The sequence below is a fragment of the Acidithiobacillus thiooxidans ATCC 19377 genome (assembly GCF_009662475.1).
GTDB lineage: Bacteria > Pseudomonadota > Gammaproteobacteria > Acidithiobacillales > Acidithiobacillaceae > Acidithiobacillus > Acidithiobacillus thiooxidans.
In genome coordinates, this window is record NZ_CP045571.1 from 2,914,125 (window position 1) to 2,928,104 (window position 13,980).

Below are 13,980 nucleotides of genomic sequence, written 5' to 3' on the forward strand. Positions count from 1 at the left end.
TACGCTGGCCTGTCAATCCGCATCATGGAGGAAAGTCATGAAATTACACCTGCAACAGGACGCCCAATACAATCTCATCAATGGCTATGGACAAGACGGCATCGTGGTACGCGGCCAGCATTACCGCCATGGATTGTTGGTAGCGGCGGACTGGCTGCAGAGCCCCTGGGGACCGGAAAGTGCTGAAGGGCTCGGCCTGGAGCATTTTAACGAAGTGCTCGCCCGCAAGCCCGACGTCATGCTCCTGGGCACCGGTAAAAAACAGCATTTTCCTTTGCAACTGATGGCAGCCCTGCGCGATGCCGGCATTCCTGTGGAAGTCATGGATACCAGCGCAGCCTGTCGGACCTACAATATTTTAATGGCCGAAGACCGCATGGTGCTGGCCGCCCTGATGCATCCAGAGGCTTGAAATTTTTGGGCCAGCGGTTTTCAAGAGCAGGCTCCGGCAGGCCGGTGGCGGGGAGGCTTTGCAGCGACTTTGTCCCGCGCCGTTGTTGTTCTTGGTGAAATCCTGCGCCCGTCAGGAGAGCTGTTTGAGCCCAAAGGGCGAGTTCTCTCCTGACAGCAGGATGAGCCGTAGAACAACAGGCAAGGGACGTTGGAGCAAAAAGCCTCACCGCCACCGGCCTGCCGGAGCCTGCGAAAGCCTGCTTCAGCCGAACAGGGATTCTGTGGTCAGACCTTCTTCTTCAATACGGTGACGTAACGCCAGCAAGGCTTCCACCTGGATTTGCCGCACCCGCTCCCGGGTGATACCCAGACGGTTACCGACATCTTCCAGAGTCGCCCCCTCCGTACCATCCAGACCAAAGCGCCAGAACAGTACCTGCCGATGTTTTTCAGACATGGATCCAATCCAGTGATGAATCTGCAGGGACAAATCCTGCTCAGCAAAAGCCGCTTCAACGCCAGGATTTGCCATATCAGCAATAACATCGGCCAGGGGGCGCTCAGATTCACGACCATGAGGTACATCGAGGCTGGTCACCTTGCCGTCATTTTCCAGACAGCCGCGAATTTCGTCCACAGGCCGATCCATGGCTGCCGCCACTTCCTCAGCCGTTGGATCACGCTGCAGGGTCTGGCCCAGACAGCGTGCTGCACGCAAGACGCTACTCAGTTCTTTCATCACATGAATAGGCAGACGAATGGTGCGTGTCTGATTCATCAGGGCCCGTTCGATATTCTGGCGTATCCACCAGGTAGCGTAGGTCGAAAAACGAAAACCCTTTTCCGGATCAAATTTTTCCACGGCACGAATCAGGCCCAGATTCCCCTCTTCAATCAAATCCAGAAGAGGCAGACCACGGTGGATGTAACGTCTGGCCAATTTGACCACCAGACGCAAGTTACTCTCTATCATGGTGCTGCGCGCGGCCGCATCACCCGCCTGAACGAGCCGCCCCAGGGAAATTTCCTGCTCTGCCGTCAGCAACGGATTATGACCGATTTCCCTCAGATAACAGCGGGTAGCATCCCAGTCGGGGGCCTCGCCGTAATCCTCCTCAGCAATTTCCGGCGTCTCATCTGCCGTATCCACGGACTCCACGGAAAGATCTTCTTCCTCTTCTCTGATCGCGTCGTTCATGCTTAACACTCTCCAGAGGCTAATGAAACCGTACCAGCCAGTAAGGGAACAAAAAAACAGTCACCCAGATGACTGATCCGGGCTTCATGACCATCCCAATGGCTGACCTGCAAATGTTGCTTGCCCCGATCTTCCACCGGCATCACCAGACGACCGCCAGGCCTTAACTGGCGATATAAGGGGGCCAAAGCGCAAGGAACCGCCGCCGTAATCACAATGGCATCATACGGCCCCTGCTCCGGCCAGCCGCCACTACCATCACCATGCAACAGATGTACCTGGGAATAACCCAGTCGGCTCAGCACCTTGTCCGCATGATGATGCAGGGGACCAATGCGTTCCACAGTAAATACTTCCGCCCCCAGTTCCGCAAGAAGCGCCGTCTGATAAGCAGAACCGGTCCCGATTTCCAGAATGCGTCGGGGAATCGGGTTGTTTTCGAGAATAGCCTCCATCATCCGCGCCACAGTCCACGGCTGGGAGATGGTCTGACCATAACCAATGGGCAGGGAGACCAGTTCGTAGGCCCGTCCCGCCAGGGCCTGGGCCACAAAATGATGGCGCGGCACCTGATTCATCACATCCAGCACGCGTTCATCACGAATACCCGCCGCCCGCAGGCGTAGCACCATCCTCCCCCGGGTGCGGGGAGAAATCATTCCTACTTCCGGGTTCAGGACTGGCAAGTGCGCAGCCACTGACTTAAGCCTTCCAGGAAATTGTATCGGGTCATATCCAGATCCAGGGGCGTAATGGAGACATACCCCCGACGTACCGCATCAAAATCCGTACCCGGCCCGGCGTCTGCTTCCCGCCCGGAAGGACCAATCCAGTAGACCGGATCACCGCGCGGGTCCGCAGCCGGAATCACCATATCACTTTTGTGGCGTCGCCCCAGACGGGTGACTTCAAAGCCCCGCAATTGTTCGTAAGGCAAATCCGGCACATTCACATTGAGAATGGTATCTGCGGGCAGCGCATGGCTGAGCACGCCGGTAACCAGGGTGGCAGCGACTCTGGCCGCCGTTTCAAAGTGACTGCAATCACGACCCGCGAGGGAGACGGCAATGGCTGGCAGCCCCAGAAAACGACCTTCGGTCGCTGCGGCGACGGTGCCGGAATAAAGCACGTCGTCACCCATGTTGGCGCCCCGGTTGATACCGGACACCACCATGTCTGGGGCTTCGGCAAAAAGACCAGTCACTGCCAGATGCACGCAATCCGTTGGGGTACCGCCGACCAGATAGTGAAAACCATTGAGGCCGGTACGCATGCGCAGGGGGCGGTCAAGGGTCAGGGAATTACTGGCGCCGCTGCGATCCTGCTCCGGTGCCAGAACCTCTACTTCGCCGAGAGGAGTGATTGCCTGAGCCAGTGCTGCCAGTCCCGGTGCCAGATATCCGTCATCGTTACTGAGCAAGAAACGTGGCATTTGATCTCCCTGACGGCCTTTATCCAGGCTGATATACTAAGCTACGAGGGCGTTACCGGTCTATCCCAATTCTCAATCGGGACCAGACCGCAACCCGACTCAGTGCGCCTGATGCCCTTGCATGGGTGAGGGTGATGCTGGAGCGGTCGTTTCCGGAATCTGTTCCAGTTGGTGCTGCAATAACATAACCCGCATTTGGGCATTATCCACTTCCTGCTTCAGACCATTTACCCGTTGTAAATAACGGGCATAATTTCTTTCATTACCGGTGCGGATAGCTTTGCCCTGTTGATAATTATGGGTCGCCTGCAGCAACTGCAGACGCGCCGCCGCCAATTCGGCTTCCAGCCGTTTACGGGCAGGATTACTCGCATTCAGCTCCGGCTTGTCTACTCCGGGCTGAACATTCGGTGCCGCTTCCGGAGGGCGCTGAACCTCTGCAGGCGTACTCACCGATTGCTGAGGCGCACCGGCAATTTGCTCAACCCCCTGGGCGCCTGCGGGCGGATTTTCTCCGTAACTCACCACACCGTTGCTACCCACCCAGCGGTATATGGTTTCTGCGTTGGCAAGCACACTGAAAGTTCCGGCCAGCAGCAAAGTCATCATCACACTGCGGCGCACGAAAGTGCCTGCTCCACCAAAAATACTTGCATTTTTCATCAACCGATCTCCCCATCATCCAGCGCAACTTATATGGTCGCCCCGCTCATGATTGTCAAGGCGCAGTAATAAAAAGGCCCCGCATGCTGCGAGGCCTTTCACTGTGCAAATCAGCGGGCCACCCGCCCGCCATGAGCTCAGAGGCTGTAGTACATCTGGAATTCTACCGGATGGGTAGTGACGCGCAGAGCCTGCACTTCCGCCCATTTCACATCCAGATAACCTTCCAGCCAGCTCTGGCTGAATACGCCACCCTTCATCAGGAACTCATGGTCCGCTTCCAAAGCGCGCAAAGCTTCTTCCAGAGAAGCGGCCACGCCCGGAATATTGGACTGCTCTTCGGCGGGCAGATCATAGAGGTTCTTGTCCATGGCATCGCCGGGATGAATCTTGTTCTGAATACCATCCAGACCGGCCATCATCATCGCCGCAAAAGCCAGGTAGGGGTTGGCCGTGGAATCCGGGAAGCGGACTTCAATACGCCGCGCCTTGGGGCTATTGACGAAAGGAATACGAATGGAAGCAGAGCGGTTTTTTGCCGAATAGGCCAGCAACACCGGCGCTTCATAGTGGGGGACCAAACGCTTGTAACTGTTGGTGCTGGGATTGGTCAGCGCATTGATGGCCTTGGCGTGCTTGATGATACCGCCAATGTAATAAATGGCCAGTTCCGACAAACCACCGTACAAATCACCCGAAAACAGGTTTTTGCCGTCCTTGGCCAGCGACTGATGGACGTGCATGCCACTACCGTTGTCACCGACAATGGGCTTGGGCATGAAGGTTGCGGTCTGACCATAAGCCGCAGCGACATTGTGAATCACATATTTCAGAATCTGTACTTCGTCGGCTTTGCGGGTCAGGGTGCTGAAGCCCACACCAATTTCATGCTGACCGGCGGTAGCCACTTCGTGGTGATGGACTTCGACCTTCAGACCCATTTCCTCTAGCGCCAGACACATGGCTGAACGCAGATCCTGAGCAGAATCCACCGGAGGTACCGGAAAATATCCGCCCTTCACACCGGGACGATGGCCCATGTTGCCGGATTCATATTCCTTACCGGAATTCCAGGCAGCTTCTTCCGCATCGACCTTGTAACCGCAGCCACTCATGTCGATATTCCAGGTCACGGAATCGAAGACAAAAAATTCATTTTCGGGGCCAAAATAAGCAGTATCGGCAATGCCAGTACTTTTCAAATAGGCTTCGGCACGTTTAGCCACTGAACGCGGATCGCGCTCATAACCCTGACCGGTAGCTGGTTCGATGACGTCACAACGAATGTTCAGGGTCGCTTCGTCGGTAAAGGGATCGAGCACGGCGGAATCAGGATCAGGCAGCAGAATCATGTCGGATTCATTGATCCCTTTCCAGCCGGCAATGGAAGAACCATCGAAGGCCTTGCCTTCTACAAAAGTATCTTCTTCCATGGTGTGGGAAGGCACAGAAACATGCTGCTCCTTGCCCTTGGTGTCGGTGAAACGGAAATCAATAAATTTGACGTCTTTTTCTTTAATCAATTTCAGCACATCTTTCGGGCTGTGACCCATCTGCTTCTCCTCCAATCAAGAAATATGTACGACCTGAATACCATTAAGCATGCAAAACTGATACCACTTTCAAATGAAGCACCCACAGAATCCTGGTGGATTATTGCACCAAATTAGCACCCCATAACAGTGCAATCAAACGCTTTGCACCAACATTGTGCACAACCGCTCATTCCTTCTCCGTGGCAGACGTCTGCCAGGCGACATCTACCCGCTGCAGGCCGGAAACCTTTCCCTGCAAGGCTTCCTGAATCTGTTTTTCCTGCGCTTGCAGACTCTCCAGACTCGCCGCAGGCGGAAAAGGATAACGCAGGCAAATCACCACACCATCTTTCAGATAATGCAAGGTCATTTGTTGAGGTAAAGGCAAATTACGGGCCAGCAATACGGATTCCACCTTTTCATCAATGACACTGCGCGGCGGCAGCACCGCACCACCCTCTTCGTCATTTTCACTATCAATATGAATGGTGGCGTCCACCAGATCATCTACCGCCTGCAACAGGGACATACGCACCCGCTCGGCAATCTGGTGCCCCTCGGAGACACTCAGTAGCGGGTTAGTCACTTGCAGATGCACCTCAGCCAGAGCCTGATGCCCGACCTTGCGTGTCTTGAGCAGGTGCAGGTCGCGCACGCCTTCGCAACCCAGAATCACCTCGCGAATTTGCGCCAAAACTGCATCGTCCAGCCCCCGGTCTGCCAGTTCCTGCAATGCCTCCCAGGCGGTCACCAGGCCAATGCGCAACACCATCAAGGCCACAATCAGAGCCACCACCGAATCCAGATAAGGGGCACCCAGAAGGCTTCCGCCAATACCAATCAACACAATGACGCTGGAAATCGCATCGGTACGATGATCCCAGGCATTGGCCCGTAACGCTGCCGAGCGGGTTTTACGCGCCACCCGAATGGTAATCTGATAGAGGGTTTCCTTGGCGAAAATGGCAAAGGCGGCAATATACAAAGTCCAGACCGCAGGCATCCCGTAATGTCCAATCACCAGACGTTGCACAGCCTCATAGCCAATACCCGTGCCATTCAGCGCCAGCAGCGTACCCGTGCCAAGCGCCGCCAGCGTCTCGAAACGCTCATGCCCGTATGGATGTTCCTGATCCGGCGGCTGGCTGCTGAAATGCATGGCCAGAATCAGGCCCAAATCCGAAAGCAGATCAGATAAAGAATGCACCGCATCGGCCACCAAAGCATCGGAGTGGCCGAAAATGCCCCCCGCCAATTTGGTAAAAAACAGCACCAAATTGGTCCCTGCCCCCATCAGGGTCACCCGCATATTCTTTTTACCGCGATCACTGCGGCTGATGGTTTCTGTCACGCTTCCTGACCTCTGATGTTGTTGGGACACTTCTGGTGCTTTGGTGGCGACATGATAGCCGGAAATGGGTGTGCGGGATAAGTGGGGATTACTGGTTGGCTTTGGCCGGTTGCAACATTTCAACCGTCATTGTTGATGAAGGGCTTTTGCTGGTCCTTGGCTTTTGACGCCGTTTTTCTACAGCCCCGTAAAACGATGAATCAACGAAAAATACCAGCGATAGGGCAGGCAGCGCAGAAATTTGAGCTTGCGGGTAAAGGCGCGGGGAAAGTGAATTTCAAACGCGCTGCTTTCCATACCCGCCAGAATTTCCGTGGCTGCCTGTTCGGGGCTGATTAAATTGGGCATGGGAAAGTCGTTGTGCGCGGTCAGGGGCGTTGCAACAAAACCGGGATGAATGACCTGAACCTTGATCCCCTTGGCTTCCAGATCCAGATGCAGGACTTCGGCGAAATGGGTCAGTGCCGCCTTGCTGGGTCCGTAATATAAAGACTGGGGTAAACCGCGCAGACCAGCCACACTGGAAGTCAGGACGATCTGCCCCTGTCCGGCCGCGAGCCAATCGGCAAGTACCGTATGTACCGCATCTACCGCGCCCAGATAATTGGTGCTGATGGCCTGACGGGCCTGGTCCGGGTTGAGTTCCCAGCTCCGCGCGGCCTGATAGGTGCCGGCAAGAAACAGCAGCACATCCAGACCGCCCCATTGTTCGCGAATATCTGTATAGGCTTTGTGTAGTTCCTCCGGAGTCGTCACATCGGCGGGGCAAACCAGGGTGTTATCGTTACCCAGCTTGGCGGCCAAGTCCGCAAGCTTGGCTGGATTGCGCGCCGTCAGCGCCAGCCGGGCACCTTGGGCATTCAGTGCTGCGGCGCAGGCAGCACCGATTCCCGTACTGGCCCCGATCAACCAGCAACGTTTACCCTGCCAATAGGACTTATCGCTCATACGGGCACCGCATCGCCCACACGCGGTAACTGCAGCATAGTTTTACGATTTTCAGGCGTATCCGCCAAGCGATGGATTTCTATACTCACGTCACCCACAAAAAAGCCTAAAAAGCGCATTTTGCTCCGGTTAACAACATGATCTTTATCAATCAAATACATCCAGTCGTCCACCCGCAAATTGAAAAACCGTTTACCCACCGGTTGCCTTACCGTATATCGCCAGCGCATGGCAAAGCCTTCGGCTTCTCCCTGAGCAAGCCCCACAATATCCCCTGCAGAACCTTGTGCAGTGGCGGTAAATTTATGGGCACCAGTTACCTGCAATTGCCACAAACGCTCAGCGTGACTGGCCTTACCGTCATTATCCAGAAACAGAAATTTTTCGCTCAGGGAACCGACAGAATCAGTCTGCCACGTCCCCAATAAATACATGATAAAGCGATTGACCACCTTACCCGAGCGGTCTTGGAAAACTCCCGTAGCCACCGCAGGACCATTAAAAAATTGATTGATATGAAATACCGGAAGTGATGATTCGTATTGTTTCATAGCGCGCCTGTCACTGGAATTTGTGAATACTGTTTAAACATCTTTATACAGCAAAAAAGAGGGATGCATAGCATCCCTCAAGGCCACCAGAATTCACAACTGGAGAAAACTCAAAAATAAAGGAAAATCAGGCAGAGGCCGCCAGTAATTGATACAAATCAGCTACCGCCCGGGCACCCGCAGACTGGCCTTGTGCCATTGAATCATCAATGGTTTCAGGACCTGTAGCTGCGCCACAAACGTAAATGCCCCTGCGGGTTGTTCCTTGCGTGTTGGTATATTGCTCGGCGCGATCAATAAAGCCGTGCTTCTCAAGACCGATACCAAACACTTTGGCAATTTCAGGATTCAGTGCATTAGGATCCATGCCAATAGCGTGCACTACCATGTCCATGGGAATAACAATAGGACGTTTAACCAGGGTATCTTCGCCTTTGACCAGTAAGCGTCCATCCGGAGATTTCGTTACTTCGGCAATACGAGCCTTGACGAACTTGGTTTTGAATTCTTCCTGGCTTTTCCAGTAGAACTTGTCCTCGTAAAGACCGAAGGTACGGATGTCCATGTAATAGATGAACACATCGGTGGTCGGTGACATCTCCTTGATTTCCATAGCTAGATTAGTCGACACCGTGCAGCAGATCTTGGAACACCACTCTCTACCGATCTGGCGGTCGCGAGAACCTACGCACAACAATATCGCGACCCGCTCCGGAACTCTTCCATCCGAGGGACAACGAATTTGTCCGGTTGCGACCATCTGTTCCATCTGGGTTGTGGTCAGCACGTCCTCATAGGTGCCGAACCCCCATTCAGGTTTATTTATAGAGTCAAAATGCGTAAAACCGGTGGCCAGAACCACCGCACCCGCATCTACTTTCTCACCGGAACTCAAAGTCGCCGTAAAATTGCCTGCTTCACCTTCAAATCGGGTTACTTTTGTTGAAGTATGAATCGCCACATCTTTGTTGCCGGTGACTCGACTTACCATACGACCGATGGCGTCCTTAGCCCATTCACCCGAGGGGACCAGACGCGCATAACCGGAAATGATGGGGGCTCCACCCAGAACATCTTCTTTCTCGACGATGACGGCTTTTTTACCCATGGAGGCAATGGTTGCTGCTGCTGAAAGACCTGCGGGACCCGCTCCTACTACCAGTACTGAATCGGTGTTTGCCATGACACGCTCCTGGAATTCAATCAACGATTGAAATTTAGACCACGCCCACGACTTTGTCAATCATTTGTAGTAAACAAATGTTAGTCACTTCTAAGGGATGTTCAGGCCCATTCGCGAATGGCTTTCAACATATCCTGCAAGCGCACAAAACAGGGTTCATCCTTTGCAGCTCCCAGCTCCTGGCAACCACTACCCCCCAACCATAAGCTAACTCCTGCAGGCATGCGTTGTTGCAAGTCATGTAATAGCTGGCGATTCTGCGCATTGACTGAAGCTGCCGATACCGCCAGATGAATCACCTGCACATGACAGGCTTCTGCCGCCGCAATCAAATCATCCACTTCGGGCTCCGAACCAATGAACAAAACATCCACGCCCTCACCCATCAGCAAGGCACGGGTCATCTGCAATTCCAGCGTGCGGCCTTCTCCGGGAAAACTCGCCAGCAAAACCCGCAGACGGGTTTCACCACCCGGTAACTGACTGGTCGCGACGTAAAGACATTCCATCAGCAGTTCCTGAAGGCAGCCCTCCCGATAAGCCTTTATTTCACCTATCATTCGGGCGCGAGCGACGCGCTGCAGCAAAGGCGCGGCGACCTGCAGCACAAAGCGGGGGAGTCCTTCCTGCTGCAGCTGGCGGCGCATGTAACTACGCAACTGCTCGGGACGATCGGAGGCCAGCATATTGAGCGCTTCTGCCAGCACGACAGGATCTTCGCGGGGTACAGAGTGCTGCGCAGGAATTTCAGCCACCAGGTTGTCGATTTTCTGCGCATCGGCACCCACCACAGCACCCGGCCGATACCCTGCTGCCAGTAATTGATTAATCCGGTGCAACCGCTCAATCTGCGCACGACTATACAGACGGTTACCTGCCGCATCCCGACCCGGCACCGGAAAGGCGTATCGCCGTTCCCACATGCGCAGTAACTCTTTTGAAATACCGGTTTCCTGCTCAACCACACTGATTGGAAATTGCGATACTTCTGTTTCATCCGTGCTGATATCCACAACCGTTCCCTTTTTGTATATGACGCCTTATTGACATATGGACCCTGAACAGCAATCTATTTTATCATTGTCACTCAGGTTCCTGCACACATTGACTGGATGTATCGTCCCATAAATGATCAGGAAAGCCCATGAGTTGAGAGGATTCTGGCGGTTACCCCGCTGCCTGACAACATCATGGCACAGAATCTGTTCTGCCTGTTATTGTGTCTTTGTCCAAGGAACGTGAATGTTAGCCCACAATTTTGTTGCAGATGCCATCCTGAACAACCCCGACCAGATCAATGCGCAAATGGCTGACCGGCAGAGTTTTGGCATCATTGCTCTGGACAGTCACGCTCAGGTAAAAATTTTTAACGCAGCAGAGGCGCGGCTCAGCGGTTTGAGCGTGACCGAAGTACTGGGCCGCAACTTTTTTACGGAAGTCGCACCCTGCACAGCCAGCCGCCTGTTTCGTGGAAGATTCCGCCAGGGTATTCAGGAGGGGTCTCTGGACGCGCATTTTTACTATACGTTCACCTATCGTATCCGCCCTATCTCTGCCCATGTGCACATGTTTTACGATATGCGTAAAAGTCCGCTTTTTTTTATTTTTATTGATCGCATTATTCAGTTGTACGAGGATCTGGGCTGATGCAGATTCCTGCGGAAAACCAAGTCATTACCCAGTTTCTGGCGTATGCCGATGAACTGCTGCAAGCGCTGATAGATCTGCCCGAAATACATCAGGAACAACGGCAACTTTACCTGGTCTGTCTGAACAGCCTGTGGCAAATGCTGAACAACGCCTTTCAGCAGGATGGCGGTCATTTCCTGAACGAGCAGCAAATTGCGCTTTTACAAATGGTTGACCGGGAAATCCAGCACATTGAAAGTGACATTCCCGAAGATTTTCGTAACCAGCTGCACTTGTTGTTAAGGCAAATGAATTTGGATCTGGTGTCCTGAACTTGTCAGGTCGCCATAAATTTCTGCATCAACTGGCAGAAGGTCTGCATCAGGGTTTTGCACTGGATTGGCACCGGAATGGTAATACCCATGCCTGGCCGGGACAGTCGCTCTGGGCCAGAGCCGCCCGTATCAAAACCCGCTGGCGCCGCGCCAAAATCATCCCCGGAAGCAGAATTGCAGTCTGCCTGCCCAACAGTCCCGCTTATTTGGCCTATATGCTGGCCTGCTGGATGGGTGACTGGATATTCTGCCCCGTCCCTGCCTTGCACCCATTGGAAATCCAGCGCCGCCTGCAACTGCTCCAGCCCGCACTATGGGTACATTACTCATCAGATCGTGTTCAGGAAGAAGTCCAGGAAGGTGGCATCCATGACGATCAGGATGCGGCCCTGATTTTGTGGAGCTCGGGCAGTATGGGAGCCGGAAATGCTTACCGACTCAGCTTTGCAGCGTTAGATTGGCAGGTTGCCACCCATTTACCGGCACTGCAACTCAGCGCCGATAGCCTGCTCTGGAACACCCTACCCTGGGCCCATGCCTTTGCGGGTGTGTTGGAATTACTGCCTGCCTGCATGGCAGGTAGTGTTATTCAGGTAGAAGCACAGCGCGCTCGCCATCCCCCCCGGGACTGTACCCATCTCTTGACGGTTCCGCGCATAGCACGCCTGCTTACCCCAAAATTCTTGCATAGCTTACAGAGTGGCATCATTGGCGGAGCCCCCATTGGTAAAGTCCTTGCCAATCAACTCCAGGGCACTGCGCTGCGGGTGGGTTATGGACAAAGCGAGGCCGGGCCGGGAATCACGCTGGGACCTCCCGGAGAGTTTCAGCCATTTATCCTGGGACATTCCCTGGTGGAATATGCGTTGCGTGGCGAAACCCTCCATTATCATTCACCCGGGCAAGCTGATGCCCGCCTGTCCGCGTCGGGTTGGCAAAGCATTCAGGATGATCAGGGCTGGATCAACAGTGGCGATGAAGTCAGCCAGGATCCTGACGGCTGCTTGTTTTGGCGCGGCCGTGAAGATGGGGGATTCAGTCTGGCAAATGGCCACAGCATCCGTCCTGAAGCGGAGGAAGCCCGGTTGACGGACCAGTATCCAGAGGCCGAAAGCATTATCCTTGGCGCGCCAGGAGCACGGCACCTGACCGCCGTTGCAAAAGTACCCGGCGAGAGGGTCTCTACATTGCGCAAACAATGGCAAGAGCCCTATCTGCTGTGCATTCCAGCGGCACGGTTCTGGGACGATGCGCCAGTGCCTCAGGGCAAGCCCAGTCGGCGCTGGCTGTATTCACACTGGCCGGACTAACGCTCTCATCGCTTTCATAGGGCCATCCCCTTATAATTTTTCACTACAGTCAGAATAATGAGTATCCCGATTTATGCACCCCAGCTCCAAGTCCGTCAGCCCCAGTGAAATTTGGGGCCATGCGGTCGCCAACATCACCCCCTCGGCAATGCCCGCTGTTACCATTTCCCTGGTGGCGGTGCACAGTGGCAATTTTACCTGGCTGGCCTATAGCGTCATAGGCATCCTGATGATGCTGGTCGCCCTGCAAATTGGTATTTTGGCACGGCATTTCCCTTCTCCGGGCTCATTGTTTTTTTATCTGAGCAAAGCCTTGCACCCCATAGCCGGGATGCTGGCGGGCTTTGTCATGATTGCCGGATACTTTGGTGCCCTGGCAGCTGCGCCCCTGTTAGGAGGCCTGTTTCTGGAGCAGGCCCTGGCCTTTTTCTGGCCCATTCACGGCATCGGCTGGATTGCGCTTATTGCTTTTATATACCTGCTGATTGCCTGGAGACTGGCGCGGCGCGGCATTGAAATTTCCGCCCGCTGGGGACTTTGGGTGGAAATTTTTTCCATTGCCTGCATTTTGTTGATTGCCGCATTTACGCTGGGACATTTTGGCTGGCGAGATCCGGCTCAGTGGCATTTTACGCAAATGCAGCAAGGCCCGTTTACCCAGGCTTTAATATTATCCCTGTTGGCTTACGGCGGTTTTGAAACAGCCGGAAACCTTGCCGGGGAAACCCGGGCTGCGCGCACGGCTATTCCCAAGGTCATGCTCTTTTCCGTGGGGATGGTCGGCTTGTTTTTTGTGGCTATGGCCTACATTGAAATTCTGGCCTTTGCCCACATCCCCACCGCCATTGGTAACAGCCCTGCTCCTCTCAACCGGATTGCCGAGGCTATTGGCAGGCCCTGGCTGGGCATTTTTTCGGATCTGGCCATGGCTACTGCTGCTTTTTCAGCGACCATCGCCACCCTGAATAGTATTTCCCGCATTTTATTCAGCATGGCGGGACATCAAGTCATCAGTCAGTATTTGCATTTCCGGCACCCCTCGCATGGGACCCCTACCCGCGCCCTGGGTCTCCTCGCTATGCTGGTTCTGTTCAGTATAGTGGTGGTGAGCGTGGGCCATTTTTCCATTTTGTCCGTGGTCGGGACTTTTGGCACATTTACCGGATTGGCTTTTTTGTTGATTTACAGCCTCGCCAATATTGCTACGCCTCTGTATTTATTTCGACAAAAACATGTCTGGCGCTGGTTCAGCCTTATCATCGCCGTCATTTCCCTGCCGCTGCTGCTCAAAGTACTGGAAGTCAGTTTATGGCCCTTACCTGCCGGCGGAGAAGGTGCTGCCACGGTGCTGTTTGTGCTACTCGTGCTATTGGTATTTATCTGGGGTTTGCTATGGGCCCGCTTCAAACCCCAGAAATTGCAGCAACTGGTTGAACTTGTTGATGAATAAAA

14 protein-coding genes and 1 pseudogene are annotated in these 13,980 nt (G+C 54.1%); 5 read left to right on the forward strand and 10 right to left on the reverse strand.

The window, feature by feature from the left end; genetic code table 11:
- Positions 1-37 precede the first annotated feature (37 nt).
- Complete coding sequence (locus GCD22_RS15330) at positions 38-412, forward strand: Mth938-like domain-containing protein (RefSeq protein WP_010637117.1); 375 nt, start codon at positions 38-40, stop codon at positions 410-412.
- A gap of 243 nt (positions 413-655) precedes the next feature.
- Here GCD22_RS15330 and rpoS read toward each other — a convergent pair whose 3' ends face one another.
- From rpoS to GCD22_RS15380, 10 genes and pseudogenes are all read right to left on the reverse strand, one after another.
- The gene (rpoS, locus tag GCD22_RS15335) at positions 656-1,591 is read right to left on the reverse strand and encodes an RNA polymerase sigma factor RpoS (protein ID WP_031571328.1); all 936 of its coding nucleotides are present in this window, start codon (positions 1,589-1,591) and stop codon (positions 656-658) included.
- A 2-nt stretch (positions 1,592-1,593) separates the two neighbouring features.
- Positions 1,594-2,289: a protein-L-isoaspartate(D-aspartate) O-methyltransferase gene (locus GCD22_RS15340; protein ID WP_024894773.1), complete on the reverse strand. Its 696-nt coding sequence runs from the start codon at positions 2,287-2,289 to the stop codon at positions 1,594-1,596.
- On the reverse strand, positions 2,265-3,023 hold the full coding sequence (gene surE, locus GCD22_RS15345; RefSeq protein ID WP_010641154.1) for a 5'/3'-nucleotidase SurE: 759 nt from the start codon (positions 3,021-3,023) through the stop codon (positions 2,265-2,267). Before surE ends, GCD22_RS15340 begins: the two co-directional genes overlap by 25 nt.
- 99 nt (positions 3,024-3,122) lie before the next feature.
- Positions 3,123-3,686 carry a DUF4124 domain-containing protein gene (locus GCD22_RS15350; RefSeq protein WP_031571326.1) on the reverse strand — a complete coding sequence of 188 codons (564 nt, stop codon included), beginning with the start codon at positions 3,684-3,686 and terminating at the stop codon, positions 3,123-3,125.
- Positions 3,687-3,823: 137 nt separating this feature from the next.
- On the reverse strand, positions 3,824-5,239 hold the full coding sequence (gene glnA / locus GCD22_RS15355; protein WP_031571324.1) for a glutamate--ammonia ligase: 1,416 nt from the start codon (positions 5,237-5,239) through the stop codon (positions 3,824-3,826).
- Positions 5,240-5,408: 169 nt separating this feature from the next.
- Positions 5,409-6,572 (reverse strand): cation diffusion facilitator family transporter, encoded by a 1,164-nt coding sequence (locus GCD22_RS15360; protein ID WP_031571322.1) that lies wholly within the window; start codon positions 6,570-6,572, stop codon positions 5,409-5,411.
- A 177-nt stretch (positions 6,573-6,749) separates the two neighbouring features.
- Positions 6,750-7,520: an SDR family NAD(P)-dependent oxidoreductase gene (locus GCD22_RS15365; RefSeq protein WP_031571320.1), complete on the reverse strand. Its 771-nt coding sequence runs from the start codon at positions 7,518-7,520 to the stop codon at positions 6,750-6,752.
- A pseudogene (locus GCD22_RS15370) lies at positions 7,517-8,080 on the reverse strand (DUF3833 family protein); the annotation flags it as partial. The pseudogene GCD22_RS15370 and the gene GCD22_RS15365, both read right to left, overlap by 4 nt.
- Positions 8,081-8,198: 118 nt before the next feature.
- Positions 8,199-9,254 carry a CoB--CoM heterodisulfide reductase iron-sulfur subunit A family protein gene (locus tag GCD22_RS15375; RefSeq protein ID WP_010642931.1) on the reverse strand — a complete coding sequence of 352 codons (1,056 nt, stop codon included), beginning with the start codon at positions 9,252-9,254 and terminating at the stop codon, positions 8,199-8,201.
- Between the two features lie 101 nt (positions 9,255-9,355).
- Positions 9,356-10,267, reverse strand: coding sequence for a MerR family transcriptional regulator (locus GCD22_RS15380; protein WP_031571316.1), 912 nt, complete (start codon positions 10,265-10,267; stop codon positions 9,356-9,358).
- Positions 10,268-10,496: 229 nt separating this feature from the next.
- Here GCD22_RS15380 and GCD22_RS15385 point away from each other — a divergent pair, with 229 nt between their 5' ends.
- The 4 genes from GCD22_RS15385 to GCD22_RS15400 all read left to right on the forward strand — a co-directional run bounded on the left by GCD22_RS15385 (position 10,497) and on the right by GCD22_RS15400 (position 13,978).
- Positions 10,497-10,901 (forward strand): PAS domain-containing protein, encoded by a 405-nt coding sequence (locus GCD22_RS15385; RefSeq protein ID WP_024894767.1) that lies wholly within the window; start codon positions 10,497-10,499, stop codon positions 10,899-10,901.
- On the forward strand, positions 10,901-11,215 hold the full coding sequence (locus GCD22_RS15390; protein ID WP_031571313.1) for a hypothetical protein: 315 nt from the start codon (positions 10,901-10,903) through the stop codon (positions 11,213-11,215). Before GCD22_RS15385 ends, GCD22_RS15390 begins: the two co-directional genes overlap by 1 nt.
- 2 nt (positions 11,216-11,217) lie before the next feature.
- Positions 11,218-12,528, forward strand: a complete 1,311-nt coding sequence (locus GCD22_RS15395; RefSeq protein ID WP_051690534.1) for an AMP-binding protein — start codon at positions 11,218-11,220, stop codon at positions 12,526-12,528.
- A gap of 73 nt (positions 12,529-12,601) precedes the next feature.
- Positions 12,602-13,978: an APC family permease gene (locus tag GCD22_RS15400; RefSeq protein WP_031571309.1), complete on the forward strand. Its 1,377-nt coding sequence runs from the start codon at positions 12,602-12,604 to the stop codon at positions 13,976-13,978.
- The last annotated feature ends 2 nt before the right edge of the window (positions 13,979-13,980 follow it).